The 25,204-nt window shown below is 66.8% G+C and carries 23 protein-coding genes; 17 read left to right on the forward strand and 6 right to left on the reverse strand.

Features of this window, described 5'->3' with window-relative positions:
* Positions 1-89 precede the first annotated feature (89 nt).
* The 8 genes from ACFVVK_RS07220 (at position 90) to ACFVVK_RS07255 (ending at position 9,627) form a co-directional block, all read left to right on the forward strand.
* Positions 90-1,568: a fumarylacetoacetate hydrolase family protein gene (locus tag ACFVVK_RS07220; RefSeq protein WP_390265432.1), complete on the forward strand. Its 1,479-nt coding sequence runs from the start codon at positions 90-92 to the stop codon at positions 1,566-1,568.
* On the forward strand, positions 1,565-2,224 hold the full coding sequence (locus ACFVVK_RS07225) for a GntR family transcriptional regulator (RefSeq protein WP_390265434.1): 660 nt from the start codon (positions 1,565-1,567) through the stop codon (positions 2,222-2,224). Before ACFVVK_RS07220 ends, ACFVVK_RS07225 begins: the two co-directional genes overlap by 4 nt.
* 89 nt (positions 2,225-2,313) lie before the next feature.
* A complete protein-coding gene (hpaE, locus tag ACFVVK_RS07230; protein ID WP_390265436.1) occupies positions 2,314-3,840 on the forward strand; it encodes a 5-carboxymethyl-2-hydroxymuconate semialdehyde dehydrogenase in 1,527 nt (508 codons plus the stop codon).
* A 91-nt stretch (positions 3,841-3,931) separates the two neighbouring features.
* A complete protein-coding gene (gene hpaD, locus ACFVVK_RS07235; RefSeq protein ID WP_390265438.1) occupies positions 3,932-5,017 on the forward strand; it encodes a 3,4-dihydroxyphenylacetate 2,3-dioxygenase in 1,086 nt (361 codons plus the stop codon).
* 3 nt (positions 5,018-5,020) lie between these two features.
* Positions 5,021-5,806, forward strand: coding sequence for a 2-oxo-hept-4-ene-1,7-dioate hydratase (gene hpaH / locus ACFVVK_RS07240; protein WP_390265440.1), 786 nt, complete (start codon positions 5,021-5,023; stop codon positions 5,804-5,806).
* Positions 5,791-6,636, forward strand: coding sequence for an HpcH/HpaI aldolase/citrate lyase family protein (locus ACFVVK_RS07245; RefSeq protein ID WP_390265442.1), 846 nt, complete (start codon positions 5,791-5,793; stop codon positions 6,634-6,636). The genes hpaH and ACFVVK_RS07245 overlap by 16 nt, the downstream gene beginning before the upstream one ends.
* A 27-nt stretch (positions 6,637-6,663) precedes the next feature.
* A complete protein-coding gene (locus ACFVVK_RS07250; RefSeq protein ID WP_390265444.1) occupies positions 6,664-8,169 on the forward strand; it encodes an NAD-dependent succinate-semialdehyde dehydrogenase in 1,506 nt (501 codons plus the stop codon).
* A 63-nt stretch (positions 8,170-8,232) separates the two neighbouring features.
* Positions 8,233-9,627 (forward strand): MFS transporter, encoded by a 1,395-nt coding sequence (locus tag ACFVVK_RS07255; RefSeq protein ID WP_390265446.1) that lies wholly within the window; start codon positions 8,233-8,235, stop codon positions 9,625-9,627.
* Between the two features lie 113 nt (positions 9,628-9,740).
* Here the strand turns inward: ACFVVK_RS07255 and ACFVVK_RS07260 are convergent, their stop codons facing one another.
* Positions 9,741-11,201 carry an amino acid permease gene (locus ACFVVK_RS07260; RefSeq protein WP_390265448.1) on the reverse strand — a complete coding sequence of 487 codons (1,461 nt, stop codon included), beginning with the start codon at positions 11,199-11,201 and terminating at the stop codon, positions 9,741-9,743.
* A 342-nt stretch (positions 11,202-11,543) separates the two neighbouring features.
* On the opposite strand from ACFVVK_RS07260, the gene ACFVVK_RS07265 reads away from it, so the two are divergent.
* The 7 genes from ACFVVK_RS07265 (at position 11,544) to ACFVVK_RS07295 (ending at position 18,388) form a co-directional block, all read left to right on the forward strand.
* Entirely contained in the window at positions 11,544-12,014 is a 471-nt protein-coding gene (locus ACFVVK_RS07265; protein WP_390265450.1) for a hypothetical protein, read from the forward strand.
* Entirely contained in the window at positions 12,011-13,933 is a 1,923-nt protein-coding gene (locus ACFVVK_RS07270) for a hypothetical protein (protein ID WP_390265452.1), read from the forward strand. The genes ACFVVK_RS07265 and ACFVVK_RS07270 overlap by 4 nt, the downstream gene beginning before the upstream one ends.
* Before the next feature lie 105 nt (positions 13,934-14,038).
* Positions 14,039-14,800 (forward strand): CPBP family intramembrane glutamic endopeptidase, encoded by a 762-nt coding sequence (locus ACFVVK_RS07275; protein WP_390265454.1) that lies wholly within the window; start codon positions 14,039-14,041, stop codon positions 14,798-14,800.
* A gap of 52 nt (positions 14,801-14,852) precedes the next feature.
* Positions 14,853-15,293: a VOC family protein gene (locus ACFVVK_RS07280; RefSeq protein WP_390265456.1), complete on the forward strand. Its 441-nt coding sequence runs from the start codon at positions 14,853-14,855 to the stop codon at positions 15,291-15,293.
* Between the two features lie 21 nt (positions 15,294-15,314).
* Positions 15,315-16,268: a 1,4-dihydroxy-2-naphthoyl-CoA synthase gene (locus tag ACFVVK_RS07285; RefSeq protein WP_390265458.1), complete on the forward strand. Its 954-nt coding sequence runs from the start codon at positions 15,315-15,317 to the stop codon at positions 16,266-16,268.
* A gap of 17 nt (positions 16,269-16,285) precedes the next feature.
* Entirely contained in the window at positions 16,286-17,431 is a 1,146-nt protein-coding gene (locus ACFVVK_RS07290) for an AMP-binding protein (RefSeq protein WP_390265625.1), read from the forward strand.
* Positions 17,432-17,506: 75 nt separating this feature from the next.
* Positions 17,507-18,388, forward strand: coding sequence for a 1,4-dihydroxy-2-naphthoate polyprenyltransferase (locus tag ACFVVK_RS07295; RefSeq protein ID WP_390265460.1), 882 nt, complete (start codon positions 17,507-17,509; stop codon positions 18,386-18,388).
* Positions 18,389-18,464: 76 nt separating this feature from the next.
* On the opposite strand, the gene ACFVVK_RS07300 is transcribed toward ACFVVK_RS07295, so the two are convergent.
* Positions 18,465-18,773 carry a DUF4229 domain-containing protein gene (locus ACFVVK_RS07300; protein ID WP_390265462.1) on the reverse strand — a complete coding sequence of 103 codons (309 nt, stop codon included), beginning with the start codon at positions 18,771-18,773 and terminating at the stop codon, positions 18,465-18,467.
* Positions 18,774-18,877: 104 nt separating this feature from the next.
* Here ACFVVK_RS07300 and ACFVVK_RS07305 point away from each other — a divergent pair, with 104 nt between their 5' ends.
* The gene (locus ACFVVK_RS07305; RefSeq protein WP_390265464.1) at positions 18,878-19,306 is read left to right on the forward strand and encodes a PLD nuclease N-terminal domain-containing protein; all 429 of its coding nucleotides are present in this window, start codon (positions 18,878-18,880) and stop codon (positions 19,304-19,306) included.
* A 48-nt stretch (positions 19,307-19,354) separates the two neighbouring features.
* Positions 19,355-20,947, forward strand: a complete 1,593-nt coding sequence (locus ACFVVK_RS07310; RefSeq protein WP_390265466.1) for an alkaline phosphatase D family protein — start codon at positions 19,355-19,357, stop codon at positions 20,945-20,947.
* Here ACFVVK_RS07310 and ccsB read toward each other — a convergent pair.
* Genes ccsB through ACFVVK_RS07330 form a run of 4 tightly spaced genes read right to left on the reverse strand, consistent with a single transcriptional unit; the run spans position 20,932 to position 25,202 of the window.
* Positions 20,932-22,038, reverse strand: coding sequence for a c-type cytochrome biogenesis protein CcsB (ccsB, locus tag ACFVVK_RS07315; RefSeq protein WP_390265468.1), 1,107 nt, complete (start codon positions 22,036-22,038; stop codon positions 20,932-20,934). The two genes, ACFVVK_RS07310 and ccsB, sit on opposite strands and share 16 nt — an antisense overlap.
* Positions 22,038-23,813, reverse strand: coding sequence for a cytochrome c biogenesis protein ResB (locus tag ACFVVK_RS07320; protein ID WP_390265470.1), 1,776 nt, complete (start codon positions 23,811-23,813; stop codon positions 22,038-22,040). Before ACFVVK_RS07320 ends, ccsB begins: the two co-directional genes overlap by 1 nt.
* Entirely contained in the window at positions 23,813-24,568 is a 756-nt protein-coding gene (locus tag ACFVVK_RS07325; protein WP_390265472.1) for a cytochrome c biogenesis CcdA family protein, read from the reverse strand. The genes ACFVVK_RS07320 and ACFVVK_RS07325 overlap by 1 nt, the downstream gene beginning before the upstream one ends.
* Before the next feature lie 13 nt (positions 24,569-24,581).
* Positions 24,582-25,202: a TlpA family protein disulfide reductase gene (locus tag ACFVVK_RS07330; RefSeq protein ID WP_390265474.1), complete on the reverse strand. Its 621-nt coding sequence runs from the start codon at positions 25,200-25,202 to the stop codon at positions 24,582-24,584.
* Between the last annotated feature and the right edge of the window lie 2 nt (positions 25,203-25,204).

The raw sequence follows: 25,204 nt of genomic DNA on the forward strand, positions 1-25,204 counted from the left end.
TCGAAAAAGCCCGGAAGCGGGGGTTGACGATCCGCATTTCCTGAGCCATAGTCATCGTATACGATTTCGTACTCGATGAGGAGTTAATCTTGGAACAGGTCACCGACCACCTCCTGGCCGCGGCCCGCAAGGTCATCGCGGTGCATATCAACTACCCCAGCCGGGCGGCCCAGCGCGGCCGCACACCTGAACAGCCCTCGTACTTCCTGAAGCCATCGTCCTCCCTGACTGTCGGTTCGGCAGAAGCCCCTTCAACGGTGGAACGCCCGGCCGGCTGCGAGCTCCTCGGCTTCGAGGGGGAGATCGCCTTGATTATCGGCAAACCGGCCCGCCGTGTAGGCATCCAGGACGCCTGGAGCCACGTGGAGTACGTGACGGCCAGCAACGACCTCGGCGTCTATGACCTGCGCTATGCGGACAAAGGCTCCAACCTCCGGTCCAAGGGCGGTGACGGCTTCACTCCCGTAGGCCCGGGGCTGATCGCCGCGGACACCGTTGACCCGGAAAAGCTGCGGATCCGCACCTGGCACAACGGCGCACTCGTCCAGGACGACACCACGGAGGATCTCCTCTTTCCCTTCGCCCGGCTCGTCGCGGACCTCTCGCAACTGCTCACCCTTGAAGAGGGCGACATCATCCTCACCGGCACACCGGCCGGGGCTTCCGTCGCCAAGCCAGGCGACGTCGTCGAGGTTGAAGTCAGCGCTGGCGCAGTCACCACGGGCCGCCTCACCACCACAGTGGCGGAAGGCACGACGCCGTTCGCGGACTTTGGTGCCCGCCCCAAAACCGATGACCTCCAGCGGGAGGAAGCCTACGGCTCCCGGGACGCGGCGGGCCTTCCCGCCGTCGGGCCGGTCCTCTCGCCTGAGCTGAAGGCCAAACTAGAGTCCGTCTGCACCGCCACCCTGTCCTCGCAGCTGCGCAAGCGCGGACTGGACAACGTCAGCATTGACGGGCTTACCTCCACCCGCCCGGAGAAGCGGATCGTGGGCGTGGCCCGGACCCTGCGCTATGTGCCCAACCGCGAGGACCTCTTCAAAACCCACGGCGGCGGCTTCAACGCCCAGAAAAAGGCCATCGACTCCGTCAACGAGGGCGAGATCCTGGTGATGGAGGCACGCGGCGAAAAGGGCACCGGAACCATCGGCGACATCCTGGCCCTGCGCGCCCAGGTCCGCGGGGCGGCGGCGATCATCACGGACGGCGGCGTGCGTGACTTCTCCGCCGTGGCCGCCATGGACATGCCCACCTACTACGCCAACCCGCACCCCGCCGTCCTGGGCCGCCGGCACATCCCGTGGGACACGGACATCACCATCGCCTGCGGCGGCACCACGGTGCAGCCCGGAGACATCATCGTGGCCGACGCAGACGGCATCCTGGTCATCCCGCCGGCACTCGCCGACGAGCTCGCGGACGATTCCGTCGCCCAGGAACGCGAGGAAACCTTCATCGCCGAGATGGTCCAGCAGGGCCACAGCGTGGACGGCCTCTACCCGCTCAACGCCGGCTGGCGGGCCAAGTACTTGGAATGGGAAGCGATGGGAAGCAGGCAAAGCCAATGACTGAGACGGCAACGGGAACCGCAAGCAAATCCCAGCAGGCCTACGAGGCCGTGAAGGCCCGGATCGTGGACGGGACCTACTCCCCCGGTTACCGACTGGTGCTCGCGAAGATCGCCGAGGACCTGGGCGTCAGCGTGGTGCCGGTCCGCGAGGCCATCCGCCGGCTCGAAGCCGAAGGGCTGGTCAAGTTTGAGCGGAACGTCGGCGCCACCGTGTCCGGGATCGACCCCACCGAGTATCTCTACACGATGCAGACCCTGAGCATTGTCGAGGGTGCGGCCACGGCCCTGTCGGCCCCGCTGATCGGGGCGGCTGACGTGGCCCGCGCCAGGGCGGTGAACGAGGAGATGCGCGAATGCCTGCAGCACTTCGATCCGGTCCGCTTCACCCGGCTGAACCAGGACTTCCACAGCGTCCTGTTCGAGCACTGCCCCAACCCGCACATCCTGGACCTCGTGCACCGGGGCTGGAACCGGCTCGCATCCCTGCGGTCCTCCACCTTCCGTTTCGTCCCCGGCCGCGCCCACGACTCCGTCGAGGAACACGAGGCGCTGCTTCAACTGATTGAAAGCGACGCCGACGCCGACACCATCGAGCAAGCCGCCCGCCGCCACCGCAGCGCCACCCTGGACGCCTACCTCGCCCAGACCACTTAGAAGCAACGCGGGGTCACTTCGCCCCCATTAAAGCGCCCCGCATGGGCCGTACGTGACCCCGCGTTGAATCATCAGTAAGGAAGACAACAATGACGTTCACTGCTCCGGAAACCACCACGCACTACATTCCGCAGGACCTTCCCACGCACATCCAGCACTACATCAACGGCGAGTTCGTTGACTCCGTGTCCGGCAAGACCTTCGACGTGCTGGACCCGGTGTCCAACACCAACTACGCCACCGCGGCCGCCGGGCAGAAGGAGGACATCGACCTCGCCGTCGCCGCCGCCCGCGAAGCATTCACCAGCGGCCCGTGGCCGAGGATGAAGCCCCGCGAACGCGCCCGGGTGCTGAACAAGATCGCCGATGCCGTCGAAGCCCAGGAAGCCCGGCTCGCCGAACTCGAAACCTTCGACACCGGCCTGCCGATCACCCAGGCCAAGGGCCAGGCGCTGCGCGCGGCGGAGAACTTCCGCTTCTTCGCGGACCTGATCGTGGCCCAGTTCGACGACGCCATGAAGGTCCCCGGCGCCCAGATCAACTACGTCAACCGCAAGCCGATCGGCGTCGCGGGCCTGATCACGCCCTGGAACACCCCGTTTATGCTCGAGTCCTGGAAGCTCGCCCCGGCCCTGGCCACCGGCAACACCGTGGTCCTCAAACCCGCCGAGTTCACCCCGCTCTCGGCCTCGCTGTGGGCGGCGATCTTCAAGGACGCCGGGCTCCCCGACGGCGTGTTCAACCTGGTCAACGGCCTCGGCGAGGAAGCCGGCGACGCCCTGGTCAAGCACCCGGACGTCCCGCTGATCTCCTTCACCGGCGAGACCACCACGGGCCAGACGATCTTCCGCAACGCCGCCGCCAACCTCAAGGGCCTGTCGATGGAGCTCGGCGGCAAGTCCCCATGCGTCGTGTTCGCCGACGCCGACCTCGACGCCGCGGTCGATTCGGCCCTGTTCGGCGTCTTCTCGCTCAACGGCGAGCGCTGCACCGCCGGCTCCCGCATCCTCGTGGAGCGCGCCATCTACGACGAGTTCTGCGAAAAGTACGCCGCCCGCGCCAAGAACATCGTGGTCGGCGACCCGCACGATCCCAAGACCCAGGTGGGCGCCCTGGTCCACCCCGAGCACTACGCCAAGGTGGCCTCGTACGTGGAGATCGGCAAGTCCGAAGGCCGGCTGCTGGCCGGCGGCGGCCGCCCAGAGCATCTCCCCGCAGGGATCAACAACGGCAACTACATCGCACCCACCGTGTTTGCCGACGTCGCCCCCGACGCCCGGATCTTCCAGGAGGAGATCTTCGGCCCCGTCGTTGCCATCACCCCGTTTGAGAACGACGACGAGGCCCTCGCCCTGGCGAACAACACCAAGTACGGCCTGGCGGCCTACATCTGGACCCAGAACCTGACCCGGGCACACAACTTCTCCCAGAACGTCGAGGCCGGCATGGTGTGGCTCAACAGCCACAACGTCCGCGACCTGCGCACCCCGTTCGGCGGGGTCAAGGCGTCCGGGCTCGGCCACGAGGGCGGCTACCGCTCCATCGACTTCTACACCGACCAGCAGGCCGTGCACATCACGCTCGGCTCCGTCCACACCCCCAAGTTCGGCGCCTAGACCGGCCCCTGACCCCGGTTCCCCAGACATCCAGGCCGGCCAGCCGCCGTCGCACATCACCACAGACCCCTTTCAAAGAAGAGAGAACACCATGACCAACTTCGTCCCCACCCCCACGGTCCCGGCACCGGACATCGTTCGCTGCGCCTACATGGAAATTGTGGTCACCGACCTCGCCAAGTCCCGCGCGTTCTACGTGGACCTGCTGGGCCTGCACGTCACCGAGGAAGACGAAAACGCGATCTACCTGCGTTCCCTCGAGGAGTTCATCCACCACAACCTCGTGCTCCGCAAGGGCCCCATCGCCGCCGTCGCCGCGTTCGCCTACCGGGTGAAGTCCCCCGCCGAGGTCGACGCCGCCGAGGCCTACTACAAGGAACTGGGCTGCCGCACAGAGCGCCGGAAGGACGGCTTCACCAAGGGCATCGGCGACTCCGTCCGCGTCGAGGACCCGCTGGGCTTCCCCTACGAGTTCTTCTACGAGACCGAGCACGTCGAGCGCCTCACCCAGCGCTACGACCTCTACTCCGCCGGCGAACTCGTCCGGCTGGACCACTTCAACCAGGTCACCCCGGACGTCCCCCGCGGCCGCAAATACCTCGAGGACCTCGGATTCCGCGTCTCCGAAGACATCCAGGACTCCGACGGCGTCACCTACGCCGCCTGGATGCACCGCAAGCAGACCGTCCACGACACCGCCCTGACCGGCGGCAACGGCCCGCGCATGCACCACGTCGCGTTCGCCACGCACGAGAAGCACAACATCATCCAGATCTGCGACAAGATGGGCGCCCTGCGCATCAGCGACCGGATCGAACGCGGCCCGGGCCGGCACGGCGTCTCCAACGCCTTCTACCTCTACATCCTGGACCCTGACGGCCACCGCATCGAGATCTACACCCAGGACTACTACACCGGCGACCCGGACAACCCCACCATCACCTGGGATGTGCACGACAACCAACGCCGCGACTGGTGGGGAAACCCCGTGGTCCCGTCCTGGTACACCGAGGCCTCCCTGGTCCTGGACCTCGACGGCAACCCGCAGCCCGTGATTGTCCGCGAGGAAAAGAGCGAAATGGCCGTCACCGTGGGCGCCGACGGGTTCTCCTACACGCGCAAGGACGACACCGCCGACGGCGAGAAGTCGGGCTTCAAGCTCGGGGCGCAGGTCTAACCGATGCTGGACGCGAAGACGATCGAAGCCATTGCCGACGAACTGGTGGAAGCAGGCCGGAACCGCAAGCCGGTGCCGCGGCTGACGGCCCGCTACCCGGAAATGACCGTGGAGGACTCCTATGCCGTGCAGCAGCTGTGGCGGCGGCGGAATGAGGAAGCAGGCCGGACCCTGGTGGGCCGCAAGATCGGGCTCACCTCCAAAGCCATGCAGGCCGCCACGGGCATCACCGAACCGGACTACGGGGCGATCTTCGATGACATGGTGCTGGAAACCGGCTGCTCCGTGCAGTGGGACCGCTACACCCACCCCCGGGTGGAGGTGGAACTGGCGTTCGTCCTGAAAGACGGGCTCAAAGGCCCCGGCTGCACCATCTTCGACGTCCTCAACGCCACCGACTACGTGGTGCCGGCCCTCGAGATCCTGGACTCCAGGATCGAGATGGAGGGCCGGACCATCGTGGACACCATTGCCGACAACGCAGCCATGGGGGCCATGGTGGTGGGCGGCCGGCCGGTGAAGCCCGACGCCGTGGACCTCCGCTGGGTCTCGGCGATCCTGTACAAGAACCAGACCGTGGAGGAAACCGGCGTCGCGGCCGGCGTCCTGGACCACCCGGCCAACGGTGTGCACTGGCTGGCCAACAAGATCGCCGCCCACGGCGACGGCATGCAGGCCGGGGACATCATCCTGGCCGGCTCCTTCACCAGGCCCCTCTGGGTGTACAAGGGCGACACCGTGCACGCCGACTACGGACCGCTGGGGAGCATCACATGCCGCTTCGAGTAGAGGACACTGCAACGTTCCGGGACGCGCTGCGCAACGCATCGGGCGCAGTCGCCCGTCCGCTGGCGGGCATGTGGGTCTGCTCGGGCAGCCCGCTCGTCGCCGAACTCTGCGCCGGATCCGGCCTGGACTGGCTCCTGGTGGACGCGGAGCACAGCCCCAACGGGCTCGAATCCATCCTGGCCCAGCTCCAGGCCATCCACGGCTACCCGGTCCACGTCCTGGTCCGGCCGCCGGCGAACGACACCGTGCTGATCAAGCAGTACCTGGACCTGGGCGTGCAGAACCTGCTGATCCCCATGGTGGACTCCGTGGCCGAGGCGGAGGCCGCCGTGGCCGCGACCCGCTACCCACCCCAGGGTGTCCGCGGGGTGGGTTCCGCGCTGGCCCGCGCGGCCCGGTGGAACCGCGTCCCGGACTACCTGGCCCGTGCCGCCGAGACCGTCAGCGTCACCGTCCAGATCGAGTCCACGGCCGCAGTCGAGGCGGTGGAGGACATCCTGAAGGTCGACGGCGTCGACGCCATCTTCCTGGGCCCCTCCGACCTCGCCGCCTCGATGGGGCTCCTCGGACAGCAGGAGCACCCCGAGGTGCGCGCCGCCGTCGAACACTGCCTTGCCGCCGCAAAAGCGGCTGGCAAACCCGCCGGGGTCAACGCCTTCAACCCGGCAACAGCCCGCAGCTACCTGTCAGCCGGCGCCGGCTTTGTGCTGGTGGGCGCCGACGTCGCCCTCCTGGCCCGCGGCTCCGAGGCCCTCGCCGCCCAATACATCCCGGCCGCGGGGGGCCAGGCTCCCGGCGTCCCGGCAGCCGGTACTCCCGCCAGCTACTGACACCAGCCGCATTTCTAAGGACTTCCCATGACAGTTACTTCTGCGCTCGCCCCTGCCATCTCGCCGGAGCGCGAGGCCGCGCTTCTCGCGTCCGTGCCCACCGGCCTGCTCATCGACGGCCAGTGGCGGGACGCGTCCGACGGCGGCACATTCGACGTGCACGACCCCGCCACCGGGGAGGTGCTCGCCACGCTGGCCTCGGCCACCAGCGGGGACGCCCTGGCCGCCCTCGACGCGGCCGCCGCGGTCCAGGCCGCCTGGGCCCGCACGGCACCGCGCGAACGGGCCGAAATCCTGCGCCGCGCTTTCGACCTGGTCACCGAACGGGCCGAGGACTTCGCGCTGCTGATGACCCTGGAAATGGGCAAGCCCCTGGCCGAAGCGCGCGGCGAAGTCACTTACGGCGCCGAGTTCCTGCGCTGGTTCGCGGAGGAGACGGTCCGCGACTACGGCCGCTACCTCACCACACCCGAGGGCAAGAACAAGATCCTGGTCCAGCACAAACCGGTGGGTCCGTGCCTGCTCATCACCCCGTGGAACTTTCCCCTCGCGATGGCCACCCGCAAGGTCGCGCCCGCCATCGCCGCGGGCTGCACCATGGTCCTCAAGCCGGCCAAGCTCACCCCGCTCACCGCCCAGCTCTTCGCCCAGACCATGCTCGACGCCGGCCTGCCCGCCGGGGTCCTGAACGTCGTCTCCTCCTCGTCCGCGGCCGGGATTTCCGGGCCGCTGCTCGCCGACCCGCGCCTGCGCAAGATCTCCTTCACCGGCTCCACCCCGGTGGGCAAACGCCTGATGGCCGACGCCGCCCAGAACGTCCTGCGCACCTCGATGGAACTCGGCGGCAACGCCCCGTTCGTCGTGTTCGACGACGCGGACCTGGACAAGGCCGTGGAAGGGGCCCTCGCGGCCAAGATGCGGAACATGGGCGAGGCCTGCACCGCCGCGAACCGGTTCCTGGTCCAGGAATCCGTGGCGGCCGAATTCACCGCCAAGTTCGCGGCGGCCATGGGCAACCTGGCCACAGGACGCGGCACCGAACCCGGCACCCTGGTCGGTCCCCTGATCGACGCCGGCGCCCGCGACGACGTCCACGCGCTGGTCAGTGCCGCCGTCGACGCCGGAGCCACCGCCGTCACCGGAGGCTCACCGGTGGAGGGGGCCGGCTTCTTCTACCCGCCGACCGTGCTCGGCAACGTGCCCAACGACGCCCAGATCCTCCGCCAGGAAATCTTCGGCCCCGTCGCCCCGGTCACGACGTTCGCCACCGAGGAGGACGCCATCCGGCTCGCCAACGCCACCGAATACGGCCTGGCCTCCTACCTCTACAGCCGCGACTTCAACCGGCTGCTGCGCGTGGCCGAGCAGATCGAGTTCGGCATGGTCGGCTTCAACGCCGGCGTCATCTCCAACGCCGCCGCACCCTTCGGCGGCGTCAAGCAGTCCGGACTGGGCCGCGAAGGCGGCTCCGAAGGCATCGCCGAGTACACCACCACCCAGTACCTCGGCATCGCGGACCCCTACGCCACCTGACCTCCTGCAGTTCGCCAACCACCACGAGCGGGCACACCGCTGTGCCCGAAGGAACGAGACACCATGAGCGTTTTGCTGCATCCACCACGCACAACCGCAAGCGACACCCGCCGGGTAGCGTTTGCCACCATCGTCGGGACCACCATCGAGTGGTACGACTTCTTCATCTATGCGAACGCCGCGGGCCTGGTCTTTGCCAAGCTCTTCTTCGAACCCGCCGGCAATGACATCGCCTTGTTGGTTTCTTTTGCGTCAGTGGGACTGAGCTTCCTGTTCCGCCCCCTGGGCGCATTCCTGGCCGGACACTTCGGCGACCGGCTGGGACGCAGGGCCATGCTGGTCCTCACGCTGATCCTCATGGGCGCCTCCACCATGCTGATAGGTGTGCTGCCCACCTACGAGGCTGTCGGCCTGGCCGCACCCGTCCTGCTGCTGCTCCTGCGCATCCTGCAAGGCATCTCCGCGGGCGGCGAATGGGGCGGTGCTGTCCTCATGGCCGTGGAACACGCACCCAGTTCCAAGCGCGGCCTGTTCGGTTCATTCCCGCAGCTTGGCGTCCCGCTGGGTATGCTGCTTGCCTCCGGCGTCCTGGCCCTGATGTCTGGCGTGATCTCACCCGGTGCGGCCTTCGTAGAGTGGGGCTGGCGTGTCCCGTTCCTGCTCAGCTTTGTGCTGATCATCGTGGGCTTCATGGTCCGCCGAAGCGTCGACGAGAGCCCCGTCTTCGCGGAAATTGCCACCCGGAAGCAGCAGACCCGCGTTCCGATCGTAGAGCTGTTCAAGAAGCACTGGGTGCTGGTCCTCCTAGCCGCGCTGGTCTTTGCCGGCAACAACGCCGCCGGTTACATGACCACCGGGGGCTACATCCTCAGCTACGCCACCGCCCCCAAGGGACTGGCCATGGACCGGACCGAGGTGCTCCTCGCCGTCACTGCCTCGGCTGCCCTGTGGTTCGTCTTTACGCTCCTCGCCGGCGTCCTCGCCGACAGCATCGGCCGCAAGAAGACCTACCTCATCGGCTACGGCTGCCTGATCGTGACGTTCTTCCCGCTGTTTTGGCTTATCAATACCGGCAACATCTGGGCCATGCTCCTGGGTCTGGCCCTCTTCAGCGTCGGGCTCGGCCTGACCTACGGGCCGCAGGCCGCCCTCTACAGCGAACTCTTTCCGGCGTCCATCCGCTTCTCCGGAGTTGCCATCTCCTATGCCGTGGGCGCGATCATCGGCGGCGCCTTTGCCCCGACGATCGCCACGGCGTTGGTTCAGGCGACCGGGACCACCATGTCTGTGTCTGCATACCTGTTGATTGTTGCGCTGATCTCAACGGGCGCGGTGCTGGTGATCCGCGAACGGAAGGGCATCGACCTGGGCATCGACAACCAGGCCGAGCAGGAAGTCGGCGCCACGGTCTTCGACCGGCGCAGTCCCGTCAGCGGCCCCGTCATGAGCGAGGTCTGATCACCTGTGGGGTGAAATCACCGATGACGCTGCGTTAACCCCGACGGCGGCAGCCACCTCCCCAAGGTGGCTGCCGCCGTCGTCGTCATGCGGGCCGTGCCCGCTGCGGAGATCTAGCTGAAGACCTCGCTCTTGGGTTCGTTGTTCTTGACCTTCTGCCAGCCGAGCCACAGCACCAGGGCGAAGAACGGGATGGTGGCGAGGGTCCACAGCCCCAGCAGGAACACATCGCCGGTGGCCTTGTCCGTCATGGTGTCAAAGCCGATCAGCACGGTGATGGCCAGCAGCGCGAGCAGTCCCGCCCAGCTGGTCCAGGGCGAACCCGGCATGGGGAGGCTGGAGACGCGGCCCTTCTGCTGGCGCAGGGCGATCTGGCTCGCGAAGATGGCGCCCCAGGTGAAGATCACGCCGATCGAGGCGGTGTTGAGCGCGAGGTCGAAGGCGTGCGAACCGCCCAGCCAGATGTTCAGGAGGATGCCCACGAGGTAGAAGGCGGCGATGGCGAGGATGGCCGCGTACGGCACGTGGCGCTTGGACATCCGGGTCAGCCACTGCGGGGCATGTCCGTTGTTGGCCATGGTGCGGAAGACACGGCCGATCGAGTACAGGCCCGAGTTGCAGGAGGACAGCGCAGCGGTGATGACGATCATGTTCATGACATCGCCCACCCAGCCGAGGCCCATCTGGCCGAAGACGGTGACGAACGGGGACACGCCTGCCTTGTACTGGTCCGAGGGCAGCAGCATGGCCAGCAGCAGGACGGAACCGACGTAAAAGACCACGATGCGCAGTACGACGGCGCGGATCGCCTTGGGCACTTCGCGCTGGGCGTTTTCCATTTCACCGGCGGTGATGCCGACCAGCTCGATGCCGTTGTAGGCGAAGATCACGGCGTTGAGCACCAGGACCATCACGAGCGCGCCCTTGGGGAACATCCCGCCGTCGTCGGCAAAGAGGTTCGCCACCGAGGCATGGCCCCCGCCCACCTTGGCATTGGTGACCACCATGAAGGTGCCCACGGCCAGGAAAATCAGGATGGCGCCGACCTTGAGGCAGGACGCCCAGAATTCAAATTCGCCGAACGCCTTGACGCTGAGCAGGTTCACGGCGACCAGGAGCGCCAGGGCCGCGATCGCGGAGGCTTCCACCGGCACGTTGGGGAAGAAGAACTGGAAGTAGAGGCCGATTGCGATCAGTTCCGCGATGCCGGTCATGCCCCAGTTGATGAAGTACATCCAGCCGGAAAGGTACGCGCCCTTTTTGCCGAACATTTCGCCGGCGTAGCTGACGAAGGAGCCCGAGGTCTGGCGGTACATGATGAGCTCACCCAGGGCGCGCATCAGCAGGTAGGCGATGACGCCGGCGATGGCGTAGGAGAAGATCAGCGCCGGTCCGGTGGAGGCCAGGCGGCCGCCGGCTCCCATGAACAGGCCGACGCCGATTGCGCCGCCCATCGAGATCATGGTCACGTGGCGGCCGCTCAGGGTCTTCTTATAGCCCTCGGCGCTGAGGGTCGAGTCGGCGGCGGGTTGCGCCTGCGCGCTCTGAAGTTCGGTGGGGGTAATTGATGGCACAGCTGATTCCTTGCAGGTCGAGGTATGGCCGGGACAGGACCGTGGATTCAAGTACACAAAATTCGGGTCTAAGCCCTTTGCAGGGGCTAAAACATGTACCGAAGCTCACAAGTGTCGAAGCTCGCGCGGCTCATCTATCGTACTAGCATTCAGGACCCCGGCGTGACCCGGGCGACATTCTGATCCGCCCCGAACCGCCGCAAACAACAGTCACTTCACGCAAAAGCACTGGTCAACCCGCTGTTTTCCATTAGTCTGGGCACACCGGCGGGACTTTCCGGCCGGGGTGCCTGCAACATCAATGCAGGCCATGGCAGGAACGCCATGAGCCAGGGGGGACTTATGAAACAGAGAGCGCTTCTGCCTGCAGTGCTGCTTCTCGTACTAGCGGGGTGTTCGAGCGGCGGCTCCGGTCCGGCCGGACCCAGCGAAAGCCGCACCGCAGCAACGCCGATACCAACAACGTCAACTTCAACATCACAGACGCCAGGATCTCCGGCGCCGGGTACCTCCGAGCCTGCCGATGTTTCCACTTCCCTGAACGCACCCGACGCATTGCGGCAGCAGTCCTGCACCGCAACAGCCGACGGGTCGTGGTCCTTCAAGGGCACCCTCGTCAACGACACCGATAAGAACAGAGTGTTCACCGTGGCCATCGCGGTCACGGTCGGCCCCGAGGTGGCAGGGCACACGCTCATCACCCAAGCCGTTCCAGCCGGCAAGTCGGCCGACATTGCCGCGGCCAACTTCGCCAAGACCAAGGACAGCAGCGGGACCTGCACGCCAGTCGTCTCCGTGGAGGACGCGCCATGAAAAAGAAGTCACTTCTCATCACGGCCGTGATCCTTTCACTCACTGCCGGGCCACTGGCAGTCGGGCCGGCCTTCGCCAAGGATGCCCCCGTTGCACCGCCGGCAACCAGCCCGGCGGCCGCGCCCACCGAAACGGCGGCCACGCCGACCGGGTCCGCATCGGCCCCCGCCGCCCCGGTTCCAGAAGGAACCGCAAGGCCTACTGCGACGGCGAAGGCCACCGCGGAGCAGACGCAGCCCCTTGCCGAACCGACGCCGACCCCGACCCCGACCCCGACGAAGGAGCCGACCCCGACCCCGACGAAGGAGCCGACGCGTCCGCCCGTCGTCGTCCAAGGGCCCATCGAGACGAAGTGGACGGCGCTGAAGGGTGCCGCCGGCGCCCTCGGCGCGCCGACCGCCAAACAGGTCTGCTCCCTCGGGGTCTGCAGCCAGACGTTCGAAGGCGGATCCATTTTCTGGACCTCGGCAACGGGGGCGCACCCGGTCCTGCGGAGCAAGGGACACACCGGGCCCCGCTGGCACGCGAAGGGCGGCCTGGCGCTTTTCGGCTATCCCGTCACGGATGAGTCCGCTGTGTCTGGCGGAACTATCCAGAAGTTCTCCAGCGGCCGCATCTTGGCATGGACAGGCACGCGGTTGCTGGAGTTCTCGGCCCAAAACGGCATCGGGAGCCGTTGGGCCGCCGCCGGCGGCGAGGCAGTCCTGGGCCTGCCCGTAACCGACGAGGCCTGCGGATTGAAGCCATCCGGATGCTTTCAACAGTTCGACAAAGGCTACATCTACTGGGCGTCGGGAATCGGTGGCCATGTGGTCTGGGGTGGCATTCTGGGTCGTTGGAAGGCTGGCGGGGCACAGAAAGGCCTGCTGGGCTACCCGGTCACCGAGGAAGCCTGCGGCCTGACTGCCAGGGGCTGCGTGCAGCACTTCCAGGGTGGCAGCATCTTCTACTCGCCCACCACGGGCGCGCATGTAACCCGCGGCGCTATCGGCAGCCGGTATTCCGCCGCCGGAGCGACGCGAAGCATGCTGGGCTACCCGCGCACGAGCGAAACCTGCGGACAACCCGCCGGTGGCTGCGTGCAACGCTTCCAAGGCGGAAGTATCTACTGGTCACCCGCCACGGGTGCATGGATGTCCGGCAGGGGAATCGACAGCCGGTTCGTAATAGCGGGTGGCCCTGGCGGCTCACTGGGGTACCCCATCGCGAGCGAGCGTTGCGTTGCCGGCGCCTGTGCACAGACCTACCAGGGCGGGGATATCACTTGGTCCAGCACCGCCGGGTCCAAGTCATATGGCAGGTCTGAATGCCACAAGCTCAACAACGGCCAGGCCAAATACCCCACGTACGGAGCGAAGCGCGTCCTGCTTACCTGGACCTCGGGCTATGGAATATCCCACGCGACCAACATGTACTGCGTGAACGTCGCCGGAGCTTATGTGCCGGACTGGCGGACTGACGGCTACGTCGGCAAATCGGGTTTCAAACCGCCGGGCGTGCCGTCCGGTCCCACCCGTAACCTGTACTCGCCCACCGGCTCGTTTTCCGTGACGGAAGCCTTCGGCCTGGGCAACCCGGGAACGAAACTTTCCTACCGCACGCTGAACCCCCGTTCGCGGTGGGGCGGGAACCCCTGGACGGCAACGTACAACAAGTACCACGAGTCTTCCTCCTGGGTGGGCTGGGACGAGAACATGTGGTGGTTCGCCAGCCTGGGTGATTACCGCCAGGGCGCGGTCATCAACTACAACCGGCCCAACATCGTCCAGAACGCGGGCTTCGCCATCTTCCTGCACATGCACAAGGTGCCGACTGCCGGGTGCATCTCGCTCGATGACTGGGCGGTCGTTGACTACCTCCGCAAGTCCAGCCCGGGCGACCGGATCATGATGGGGACCTATGGGGCACTGTTCCGCTAGCTCCAGAGCACTGCAGCCCTCAAAGCTAACGCCCGGCGCCCTCGGCCCGGGCGTTAGCCGTTTCCGGGAACCCGCGGTGGGGACGGGCGGCGCTAGGCTGGGGTCATGGGCACAGCTCTCCGCACACCACCCGCGCCGCAGCCGGAGCTTTACCGGTTCTCCCGGCTCGATGCCGTCACTGCAGGCCTCTACGTGACCGTGGCCGGTTTCTTCGCCGTGGCCGGCGAACTGCTGGCGCCGCTGCTGCTCCAGGTCTCGCCCAATCCCGCCGTGGCGTCCTACGCCGTGAACCTGATTTTTTACGCGACCATCGGCTTCCTGGCCCTGGCCGCGGCCCGGCGCGTAGCCCGGCGTGACCTGAGCGTTCTTGCGACGAGGCCCTGGTTCACCGCGCTCATGGTGCCGCTGGCTGTGGTGGCGATGCTCATCCTCACCGCGGTTTTCGTGGCCGTCAGCGGGCCGGTGCAGACCTCCGCCAACCAGGCCGGGCTCCAGGCGCTCATGCAGCAGGTCCCGGTCTGGCTCATGGTGCCGCTGCTGGTGATCGTGGGCCCGTTCGTCGAGGAATACATTTTCCGCCACCTGCTGATCGGAAAACTGAGCCGCCGGCTCAACCTGTGGTTCTGTTGCGTCCTGTCCGTGCTGCTCTTCGCGGCCCTGCACATCGTGGGCCAGGAGCAAATGACCCTGCAGGTGCTGATGCCGTACCTCGCCATGGGGGCCGTCCTGGTGTTCGTGTACGTCTGGACCGGGAAGAACGTCATGTTCTCCTACTTCGTCCACGCCGCCAAGAATCTCCTGGCCGTCGCTTTCATCTACGCGATACCGCCGGAAGTCCTCGAACAGCTCCAGCAGGTCCAAGGCTAACCACAGCAACCACCCCCTACCGCCGCGGGCCCCGGCGTCGTAGGTTCTTCCCATGACACTGAACATCCAGATAACCGTGGACTGCTTCAAACCGCACGAGCTCGCCGAGTGGTGGGCCGAAACCCTGGACTGGGCCGTGGAGCCACAGGACGAGAACTTCATCCGCTCCATGATCGAGCAGGGCTACGCCACAGAGGCGGACACCCAGCTCCACCGGGGCAAGCTCGTCTGGTGCGCCGGAGCAGCCATCCGCCCGCCGGACGAAATCGAGACCAAGAACCCTCCCCGCCGGCTGCTGTTCCAGACCGTCGCCGAAGAAAAGACCACCAAGAACCGTGTCCACTGGGACGTGAGACTGGACGGGCGGGACAAGGATGAGGTCCGCGCGGCTCTGGAAGCGCGCGGCGCAACGTTCCTGTGGACGGCCACCCAAGGGCCCCTGGAATGGCACACCATGGCAGACCCGGAGGGCAACGAGTTCTGCATCAGCTGAGCGGATTACTAGACTCGGACTGTGAGCAACGAAATCCCGGCCCAGGTATCCGACGTCTTTGACCCCCGGCGGTGGCGCACCGTCTCCGGTTTTGACGACTTCCAGGACATGACCTACCACCGGCAGGTGGAGCGGTCCGAGGACGGCTCCGTGGTCCGGGACCTGCCCACCGTGCGCATCGCGTTCAACCGGCCCGAGGTCCGCAACGCGTTCCGGCCCGGCACCGTGGACGAGCTCTACCGCGCCATGGACCACGCCCGGATGACCCCGGACGTGGCCACCGTGCTGCTCACCGGAAACGGCCCCTCGCCGAAGGACGGCGGCCATTCGTTTTGCTCCGGCGGGGACCAGCGGATCAGGGGCCGGGATGGTTACCGGTACGCAAATGGCGAGACGACGGAAACCATCGATCCCGCACGCGCCGGCAGGCTCCACATCCTTGAAGTCCAGCGGCTCATGCGCACCATGCCCAAGGTGGTGATCGCCGTCGTCAACGGCTGGGCGGCCGGCGGCGGGCACTCCCTGCATGTGGTCTCGGACCTCACCATCGCCTCCCGCGAGCACGGCAAGTTCAAGCAGACCGACGCGACCGTGGGAAGTTTCGACGCCGGCTACGGCTCGGCACTCCTGGCCCGCCAGATCGGCCAGAAATCCGCCCGCGAAATTTTCTTCCTGGCCCGCGAATATTCCGCCGAGGACATGGTCCGGATGGGCGCCGTCAACGAGGCCGTGGACCACGAACGCCTCGAGGAAGTCGCCCTGGAGTACGCCGCCGACATCGCCCGGCAATCCCCGCAGGCCATCCGCATGCTCAAGTTCGCCTTCAACCTGGCCGACGACGGTCTGGCCGGCCAGCAGGTCTTCGCCGGTGAAGCTACCCGTTTGGCATATATGACCGACGAGGCCGTGGAGGGCAAGGAAGCCTTCCTCGAAAAGCGGGACCCCGACTGGTCCAAATTCCCGTACTACTTCTAAGGCGCGCTGTGACAGCCATGAACATCGAGCCGGCCCTCAAGGCGCTGGCTGCTGCCCTCCACGGTGAGGGACCCGCCGTCGAGCTCTCCGCGGGCCCGGACGGCTCCCCCGTGCTGGCGTTCCCCGCAACGCCGGGCTTCGAGGACGCCGCCGTCGTGGTCCGCACGTCGGGGTCCACCGGCGCACCGAAAGCCACCGTCCTCACCGTTGACGCCCTGGCGGCCTCGTCCATGGCGACCGCGTTCGCGCTGAAGGGCGAGGGCCAATGGCTGCTGGCTCTTCCCGTGCAGTACGTCGCCGGTGTCCAGGTGCTGGTGCGCTCGCTCTTCGCCGGAACCCGGCCGTGGGTCATGGACCTGGCTGACGGCTTCACTCCTGAGGCGTTCACGGCCGCGGCGCTGGAGCTCACGGACAAGGTCCGCTTCACCTCGCTGGTGCCCACGCAGCTGCAGCGCCTGCTGGACTCGCCCTCGGCCGAGACGCTGGCCGTGCTGCGGCGTTTCAACGCCATCCTGCTCGGCGGCGGCCCCGCGTCCCCGGAGCTGCTCGATGCGGCCCGGGACGCCGGCGTGACAGTGGTGACCACCTACGGTTCCGCCGAGACTTGCGGGGGCTGCGTGTATGACGGCTTCCCGCTCGAAGATGTTCTGGTCCGCGTCGCGGAGGACGGCCGCATTCTGCTGGGCGGGGCCACCGTGGCCGCCGGGTACCTGGCGGCCCCCGGACTCTCGGCAGAGACGTTCGTCGAAGAGGACGGCGTCCGCTGGTACCGGACCAATGATCTCGGCGAACTGGACGCCGACGGCCGGCTCACCGTGCTCGGCCGGGCGGACGACGTCGTCATCACCGGCGGCCTGAAGGTTTCGGCCGGGCACGTGCAGTCGGAGCTGGAAAAGCTCGACGGCGTCCGCGCGGCTTTCGTGGCCGGCGTGCCCTCCGCCGAATGGGGTCAGGCCCTGGCCGCGTACGTCGCGGTGGCCGACAGTTCCCCGGAAGGGCTGGCGGCGTTCGCCGACCGACGGGGCGAGACCTGGGGACCGGCGCTGGGGGCGCTGGCCCCGAAAACGGTCCTGCCCGCCGCGGAACTGCTTATGCTGCCCAACGGCAAACCGGACCGCCTGGGCATGACGGTCCTGCTGGATGCGCTGCATCAGGGAAAATAGACAAGGTGCCTCCGGCCTTTTGGCCGCGCATTTAGCCAACCAACGAGCACACAACGAACCAACGAGGTACTGACCGTGGCCACAGCCGCACAATGGATCCAAGGCGCCCGACTGCGCACCCTGCCCGCCGCGATTGCGCCGGTGCTGATCGGCAGCGCAGCCGCATACGAGATGGATTCGTTCATCCTGCTGAACGCCGTGCTGGCCGCGTTGGTCGCCCTGCTCCTGCAGATCGGTGTCAACTATGCCAACGACTACTCGGACGGCATCCGCGGCACTGACGAGGACCGGGTGGGCCCGCTCCGGCTCGTGGGCTCGGGCGCGGCCAAGCCGGAGCACGTAAAACGGGCCGCGTTCGCGGCTTTCGGCCTGGCGATGCTGTTCGGGCTGATCCTCGTGATCATCACACAGGCGTGGTGGCTGATTCTGGTCGGCCTCGGCTGTGTGCTGGCCGCCTGGGGCTACACGGGCGGCAAGAACCCGTACGGCTACCTCGGCCTGGGCGATGTCTTCGTGTTTGTCTTCTTCGGGCTCGTGGCAACGCTAGGCACCACCTACACGCAGGCCGGCCAACTCAGCCTCGCCGCGATCATCGGAGCGATCGGCACGGGACTGATCGCCTGCGCCCTGCTGATGGCCAACAACGTCCGCGACATCCCGACCGACCGCAAGGCCGGAAAGAAGACCCTGGCCGTGCGGCTCGGCGACAAGCATGCCCGCGAAAGCTACGTGCTGATGCTCGCCGTCGCGATCCTGCTGGTGATCGTCCTGGCGCCGGTGCGGCCATGGATGCTGATCGTGCTGCTGCTGATCCCGGCCAGCCTCATGCCGTCCTGGTTGATGATCGCCGGGCGGCGGCGCAAGAGCCTCATCCCGGTGCTCAAGCAGACCGGACTCATCAACCTCGGCTTCGCCGCCCTGTTTTCCCTGGGCCTCGTCCTGAGCCACGGCTTCTAAAGCCCGCGCTCCACGGGACGGACGACGCGCGGCCCGCCCCGCCCCGCCGTTTTCGACGGTTGGCGTTGTCCGGCGCCTAGGAATCCTTGGGGCGCGTGTCCGTGTGGACTGTGATGTCGGGGTGCTGGTCCACCAGGCGGTCTTCGGCGTCGGCGTCGGCCACCTCACCGGCGCTGCGCAGCGGTTTGGCCTTGCCCGAGAACCGGTGGTGGAGGGTCGCGGTGGCCGCGTCGCGCTGCCTCTGGAAGAACAGGAAACTGATGGCAAAGGCCATCATCCCGGCGCACAGCGCGGCCAGGAGCACACCCAGTTGCAGGTAGAGGAAGAGCGCGAACAAGGGCGCAAACAGCGCCAGTCGAATCAGGGAGTATTTGAGGAAAGCCACACTCCAAGTTTAGCCGCCATGCCGGCCGCCGGGTTCCTGCCGCAGACGCGTTCCCGGCCACGGTGACCGGCGCCGCCGGCCCGCCTGACGGCTAGACTGAAGATATGCTCCGCGTAGTGGTCCCGATCGTCATCCTGGTCGTCTTCGTCTACGGGCTGGTCGACCTCATACGGACGGACGCACGGCTGACCAGGGGCATCTCCAAGACCGCCTGGGTGTTCGTGCAGGTCCTCCTCCCCGTGATCGGTGCCGTCCTGTGGTTCCTGATCGGGCGTCCCCGCGCCACGGACGCCGCCCCTGTGGCCTACAGCCACCCGGTCGCGCCCGACGACGATCCGGAGTTCCTGCGCAACCTTGAAATCCGCCGCCGCAACCAGATCGAGGCGGACAGGCTCAAGAAGCCCAAGAAGGAACTTGAGGCCAAGGAACGCAAGCCCGACGCCGGCACCGCGGAACCCGGCGGTCCGGAGGACGCCGGCGACGCCCGCGAACCCGGGGACGCCGGTACCCAGGGCACCGACGAGGTCAAGTAGCGAAATTTGACCGTTGCGGTGTTCCCACGCCGCGTGCATGTTTGATCCATGGATAGCGTTTCGCGGAGGGCCTTCCTTGCCGCCGGACTGGGAGCCGGCGTCCTCGTCACCCTGCCCGGGGCCGCCGTGACGGGCATCTCGACCGCAGCGGACGGCGCGCTCCGGGGCGACCCGTTTATGCTCGGCATTGCCTCGGGAGAACCGTGGCCGGACGGCTTTGTGCTGTGGACCCGCTTGGCGCTGGAGCCCCTCGCGGCGGACGGCCTCGGCGGAATGCCATCCCGAAGCATCCCGGTAGCCTGGGAGGTGGCCGAAGACGCCGCCATGGGCAAAGTCGTGGCCCGGGGGCTTGAATACGCCCATGTGGAAAGCGCCCATTCGGTACACGTGGAATTGCGGGGGCTGCAGCCGGGCCGTGAGTACTTTTACCGGTTCCGCAGCGGACGTCACGTCAGTCCCGTTGGGCGGACACTGACGAGTCCTGCACGCCATGAGACGCCGGCGGCGCTCTCCATGGCCTTTGCCAGCTGCGCAAAATACGAGCAAGGCTTCTTCACGGCATACTCGAGCCTAGCCCAAGGCCACCCGGATTTGGTGTTGCACCTCGGGGATTACATATACGAACGCCGCAGCGGCACCGATGTCCGCGTCAAGGCCCGCACGCACGACGTTTTGGAGACCGTAACGCTTGAGGGTTACCGCCAGCGCCATGCCCAGTACAAGTCCGACGCCGACCTGCAGGCTGCGCATGCGATAGCACCGTGGCTGGTGGTCTGGGACGACCACGAGGTGGACAACAACTATGCGGATGACGTTCCCGAGGACAGGAGTGCGGCCGAGATGAACGATACCGCTGCGCATTTCCGCATGCGTCGCGCCGCGGCCTTCAAGGCCTACTACGAGAACATGCCGCTCCGCGCGTCCTCTGTCCCTGCCGGAGCCGACATGAAAATATTTCGCACGATTCAGTGGGGCCAGCTCGCCAATTTCCACATGATGGACACCCGCCAGTACCGGGATGATCAACTCGCCGGCGACGGCTGGCGGAAGAACCTCGCCGGACGGCTAAAGGAGAACCGCACCATCACCGGCGCCCAACAGGAGAAGTGGCTCCTGGACGCTTTCAAGAGCTCCACCCAGTGCTGGGACATCTTGGGCCAGCAGGTCTTTTTCGCAGAGCGGGACCGCAACGCGGCCGCCAATATCGATGACGTGTCCATGGACGGCTGGGACGGCTACGTAGCGTCGCGCCGACGCATCACCCAGGGATGGGTGGACGCGAAGGTGCGCAACGCCGTCGTCCTCACAGGGGATGTGCACCGGCACTGGGCCAACGAACTAAGGCTCGATTTCAAGGATCCCGCGTCACCGGTTGTGGGCTCAGAACTGGTCAGCACGTCCATTACCTCCGGGGGCAACGGTTCGGACGCCACGTTCGATCCGGTCATGGCCTGGAACCCGCACCTGAAGTTCTACAACAATCAGCGCGGCTACGTGACGACACGGATCACCAAGGATTCGTTGCGGGCGGACTTCCGCGTGCTGGACTTCGTCAGCAGGCCGGGGTCCCCGGTCAGCACGAAAGCCTCGTTTCAGATCAACGATGCCGTTCCGGGCCTCGAGCGTTACAGCCCGGAGTAGGAGTGCAGGCCGTTGAAGAACTGGTTCACGATCGTGAAGTTGAAGACCACGCACAGGTAGCCCACGATCGACAGCCACGCAGCGCGGGTTCCGGTCCAGCCCCGGGTGGCGCGGGCGTGCAGGTAGCCGGCGTAGACCACCCAGATCACGAACGTCCAGACTTCCTTGGTGTCCCAGCCCCAGAACCGGCCCCAGGCCTTCTCCGCCCAGATGGCGCCGAACATGAGGGTGAACGTCCAGCCGACGAAAGCGATCGCGTTGATGCGGTAGGACAGGTTCTCCAGGCTCAGCGCGTTCGGGACAAGGCGCATGAACCCGAGCTTGTCGGCCCCGCCGGCGGCGATGGTCTTTTGCCGGTGCGACTGCACGAGCTGCAGCGCGGACATGGCGAAGGTCAGCGTGAACAGCGCCGAGGACATCACGGCGATGGACACGTGGATGACCAGCCAGTAGCTCTGCAGGGCCGGCACGAGGTGGCCCACAGGCGTCCAGAAGGCGATGGAGGCCGCCACAAGCATGATGATGGCCAAGCCGATCACGAACGTGCCCAGGAAGCGCAGGTCGCGGCGGATCAGCACCAGCAGGAAGACGGCCACGGCCACGAACGCGCCGGTGGTGAGGAATTCGTACATGTTGCCCCACGGCACCCGGCCTGCGCCGAGCGCCCGGGTGATCACGCCGGCGGCATGGATTGCCGCGCCGAGGACGGTCAGCGCGACGGCCACGCGGGCAGGGGCACGCCGCTCCCCGCCGTAGCGCATGCTGCCGTCCGCGGTCTGGCCCGCCCCCGCCGAGGCACCGCCGGAGAGGGCCGACGTCGGACGCTCGGCGCGGCCTGCGGGGCCGCTGAGATGCGCGTCGGCACGGTCGACGCCGCTTCCGGAGGCCCGGGCGCCGACGCCCGCGGGGGTGCGCACCGCTTCGGCTGCCTGCCCGGAAAGTTCCGCGGCCTTCAGGTCAACCGCGCGCAGCATCTTGCTGCTCTTGGCCAGGTCCCAGGCGAAGGCGATGAACGCCACCGTGTACGTGCCGGCGGCCAGCAGCATGAAGAGCTCGCTGTACTGACCCATGGTTTCGTTGATGGGGAACATTACTGATCCTTCTTTGACTCGGGAGAGCCTGCTGTGGACTGGATGAAGCCAGCTTCGTGATCGTCCGGGGAGGGTTGCTGATCGCGGGCGGCGCCGGTATCCGCCCCGCCATTATTCCCTGTTCCGCTGGGAGCCGACTGGGAGGCGTTGGGCGCGGGCTCAGTGGCGTCCAGGTGCCATTCGCTGGAGAGCAGTTTCCGGATGGCTGCGGCCTCCCCTGCCAGGCGGTGGTCTTCGCCGCGGGCCAGGAGGCCGTATTCCACCATGGTGCGGCCGTCCTCGTGTGTGCCCGTGCGGACCCACAGGCGGCGGCGGTTCACGTAGAGCGACGTGACCAGTCCTGCGACGGCCATGAGCGCGAAGATCAGGGCGTAGAGCTGGCCGGGGTTGTGGTGGATGTCCACGCCGACATAGCGCTTCACACCGTCGAAGCTGATGGAGCCCTTGCCGTTCGGCAGCTTGTATGTGCTGCCGGGCGCCAGGGTGATGCCCTTGGTGGCCAGGTTCCTCGCGTTGAGCGGCGTCAGGTTTTTGACGTCGAGTTCGAAGACGTTCTGCGGCGCACCCGCATCCAGGCCAAGGTCGCCGTAGTAGGAGTTCAGGCTCAGCTGCGGGTTGATGAGTGCCGGGTCACCGCTGAAAGACACGCCCTTATCGGTGACAAAGGCCGTGGGCAGGAAAAACCCGGCGAAGGCAAGCTGTTCCGGCTTGGCGTCCGGGACCTTGATGACCACCGAGGAGTAGTAGTTTTCGCCCTGGAGCTTGGCGACCACGGGACCCTGCATGGCGATGTTCCCGGCGGCGTCGCGGACGGTGACCACCGGGGCATAGCCGTTGCCCGTGAGGTACACGCTGGTGCCGCCGAGGCTGAGCGGGTCATTGACCTTCAGCACTTCCTTCTTGGCCGGAGCGTCCGGATTTTCCTTGGTGGTCACCTGGGCCGTGAAATCGATGGGCTGTCCGAACTTGGCCTTGGATTCCCGGTCGAAGGTGATGTCGAACTTGTCCAGCTGGACCGAGTACGGCTGCAGCTGGCTGCTCTGGAAGTTGGTGCCGGGCGTGAACTGGTCATAGCCGACGAGGGTGTTGACGAAGGTGTCACCCTCCACCAGGATCCGCTGTCCGCTGTAGCCGAAGAGGCCGCCGATCGCCACGGAGATCAAGACCCCGATCAAAGCGGTGTGGAAGACGAGGTTGCCGACTTCCTTCAGCAAGCCGCGCTCGGCCCCCAGGGAGGGCCGGGCGCCGTCGCGGTCCCGAACGTCGACGCGGTAGCCGCGCCTTTTCAGCAGTTCCGCGGCACTGGAGATGGCTGCCGGCGCCGGGATCCCGGCGTCGGCCGGAATCACGAGGGTGCCGTATTCCGGCAGCCGGGACAGCCGGGCGGGGGTGCGCGGGGGCTGGGAGCGCATCGCCTTGTAGTGCGCGATGGCGCGCGGTACCACGCAGCCGATCAGTGAAATGAACAGCAGGAGGTAGATCGCGGAAAACCACGCCGAGGAATAGACGTCGTAGAGCTGCAGGGAATCGAGGAGCTGGCCGTAGTCCGGGTGGTCCTTGATGTACTGGGTGACGATCGCCGGGTTGGCGGGGCGCTGCGGGAACAGCGACCCGGGCACGGCGGCAACGGCCAGCAGCAGGAGCAGGAAGAGGGCGGTACGCATGCTGGTCAGCTGCGTCCAGGCCCACCGAAGCATCCCCCACGGACCGAGCGTGGGCAGGACAGCCTCGGACTTCGGGGACTTTTTCTTCTTTACGTTCACGCGCTCGCTCATCAGATCGGCAATTTCACATCGGTTTGGAACCAGTACTGCAACTCGGACACCCAGGTGCCCCACACGCCGCTGGCCATCAGGACGCCGAGCAGGACCAGGATGCCGCCGCCGGTGCGCTGGATGGCGAGCCGGTGCTTGCGGAAGAAGGACATCACGCCGATGCCGCGGCGCACGGCCAGGGCAATCAGCAGGAACGGAATGCCCAGCCCCAGGCAGTAGACGAACGCCAGGAACGCGCCCTTGGCCGCAGAGGAGCCGCCAGAGAGGCTCAGGAGCTGGACGGCCGAATAGGTGGGACCGATGCACGGTGCCCAACCCAGCCCGAAGGTGACGCCCAGCAAGGGTGCGCCCCACAGCCCGGCCGGCGGCTTGGCATGAATCTTCGCATCGCGCTGGAGCCAGCCGAAGCCGCCCATGAACACAACGCCCATGATTATCACGAGGACGCCGAGCAGCTGGGTGATCCATCTGTTCTGGGAGCCGGTGATCAGGCTGCCCAGCTGCCCGAACGCACCGCCCAGCAGCACGAAAATCACGGAGAAGCCGAGAACGAAAAGCCCGATTCCGGCCAACATCCGGCCGCGCCTCTGCTTCTGCAGGTCGACGCCGGTCAGCCCGGTGACGTAGCCGAGGTAGCCGGGCACGAGCGGCAGCACACAGGGTGAAAGGAAGGAGACGAGGCCGGCCAGGAGCGCGACAGGAATGGCAAGCAGGAGCGATCCGTTCAGGATGGCTTCGGCGAAGGGGCTGTTCACGGCGTGGACCGCGCTACTCAGCCACGGCGGCGGCGATGAGGGACTTGAGCGTGCCCTGCTGGATTTCGCCGAGGACCCGGGACGCGACGCGGCCCTGTTTGTCCAGCACGAGCGTGGTGGGGACGGCGCCGGGCGGCACGAGGCCGGAGACGGCCAGGAGCACGGCTCCGTCCTTGTCGTTGAAGCTCGGGTACGTCAGGTTGAAGGTCTTGTCGAACGCGTCGGCCGTGGGCTTCTCATCGCGCAGGTTGACGCCGAAGAACTGCACGCCCTGGCTCTTGAACTCCTGGTTCAGCGCCTCGAGCGAGGGCGCCTCCACCCGGCAGGGGGCGCAGGCCGCGAACCAGAAGTTCAGCACCGTCACCTTGCCGGGGAAGTCGGCCGACGTGACGGCGGTGCCGTCGAACAGCGTCCCCTTAAGCTGCACCGGGCTCTTGCGGTCGGCGACGGCGAACTCGGTTACCGATCCGTCGCCGGCGACGTAGTTCTTGTTGTCCCCTGCCTTGGCCTGCTTCGCGAGGGCATCGTCCTGGGCACAGCCGGACAAGCCGAACACCGCGGCCAAGGCGGCGCCGCCGGCAGTGAGGGCGCTGCGGCGGGACAGCGGAGCCCCCGCGCGGCGGTTCTGTGCCATCC

Source organism: Arthrobacter sp. NPDC058192, from assembly GCF_042883665.1.
Lineage (GTDB): Bacteria > Actinomycetota > Actinomycetes > Actinomycetales > Micrococcaceae > Arthrobacter.

Coding starts and splice junctions, on each gene's coding strand:
- ACFVVK_RS07225 (WP_390265434.1), top strand. CDS start 1,565: ATGACTGAGACGGCAACGGGAACCGCAAGCAAATCCCAGCAGGCCTAC.
- hpaE (WP_390265436.1), top strand. CDS start 2,314: ATGACGTTCACTGCTCCGGAAACCACCACGCACTACATTCCGCAGGAC.
- hpaD (WP_390265438.1), top strand. CDS start 3,932: ATGACCAACTTCGTCCCCACCCCCACGGTCCCGGCACCGGACATCGTT.
- hpaH (WP_390265440.1), top strand. CDS start 5,021: ATGCTGGACGCGAAGACGATCGAAGCCATTGCCGACGAACTGGTGGAA.
- ACFVVK_RS07245 (WP_390265442.1), top strand. CDS start 5,791: ATGCCGCTTCGAGTAGAGGACACTGCAACGTTCCGGGACGCGCTGCGC.
- ACFVVK_RS07250 (WP_390265444.1), top strand. CDS start 6,664: ATGACAGTTACTTCTGCGCTCGCCCCTGCCATCTCGCCGGAGCGCGAG.
- ACFVVK_RS07255 (WP_390265446.1), top strand. CDS start 8,233: ATGAGCGTTTTGCTGCATCCACCACGCACAACCGCAAGCGACACCCGC.
- ACFVVK_RS07265 (WP_390265450.1), top strand. CDS start 11,544: ATGAAACAGAGAGCGCTTCTGCCTGCAGTGCTGCTTCTCGTACTAGCG.
- ACFVVK_RS07270 (WP_390265452.1), top strand. CDS start 12,011: ATGAAAAAGAAGTCACTTCTCATCACGGCCGTGATCCTTTCACTCACT.
- ACFVVK_RS07275 (WP_390265454.1), top strand. CDS start 14,039: ATGGGCACAGCTCTCCGCACACCACCCGCGCCGCAGCCGGAGCTTTAC.
- ACFVVK_RS07280 (WP_390265456.1), top strand. CDS start 14,853: ATGACACTGAACATCCAGATAACCGTGGACTGCTTCAAACCGCACGAG.
- ACFVVK_RS07290 (WP_390265625.1), top strand. CDS start 16,286: ATGAACATCGAGCCGGCCCTCAAGGCGCTGGCTGCTGCCCTCCACGGT.
- ACFVVK_RS07305 (WP_390265464.1), top strand. CDS start 18,878: ATGCTCCGCGTAGTGGTCCCGATCGTCATCCTGGTCGTCTTCGTCTAC.
- ACFVVK_RS07310 (WP_390265466.1), top strand. CDS start 19,355: ATGGATAGCGTTTCGCGGAGGGCCTTCCTTGCCGCCGGACTGGGAGCC.
- ccsB (WP_390265468.1), bottom strand. CDS start 22,038: ATGTTCCCCATCAACGAAACCATGGGTCAGTACAGCGAGCTCTTCATG.
- ACFVVK_RS07320 (WP_390265470.1), bottom strand. CDS start 23,813: ATGAGCGAGCGCGTGAACGTAAAGAAGAAAAAGTCCCCGAAGTCCGAG.
- ACFVVK_RS07330 (WP_390265474.1), bottom strand. CDS start 25,202: ATGGCACAGAACCGCCGCGCGGGGGCTCCGCTGTCCCGCCGCAGCGCC.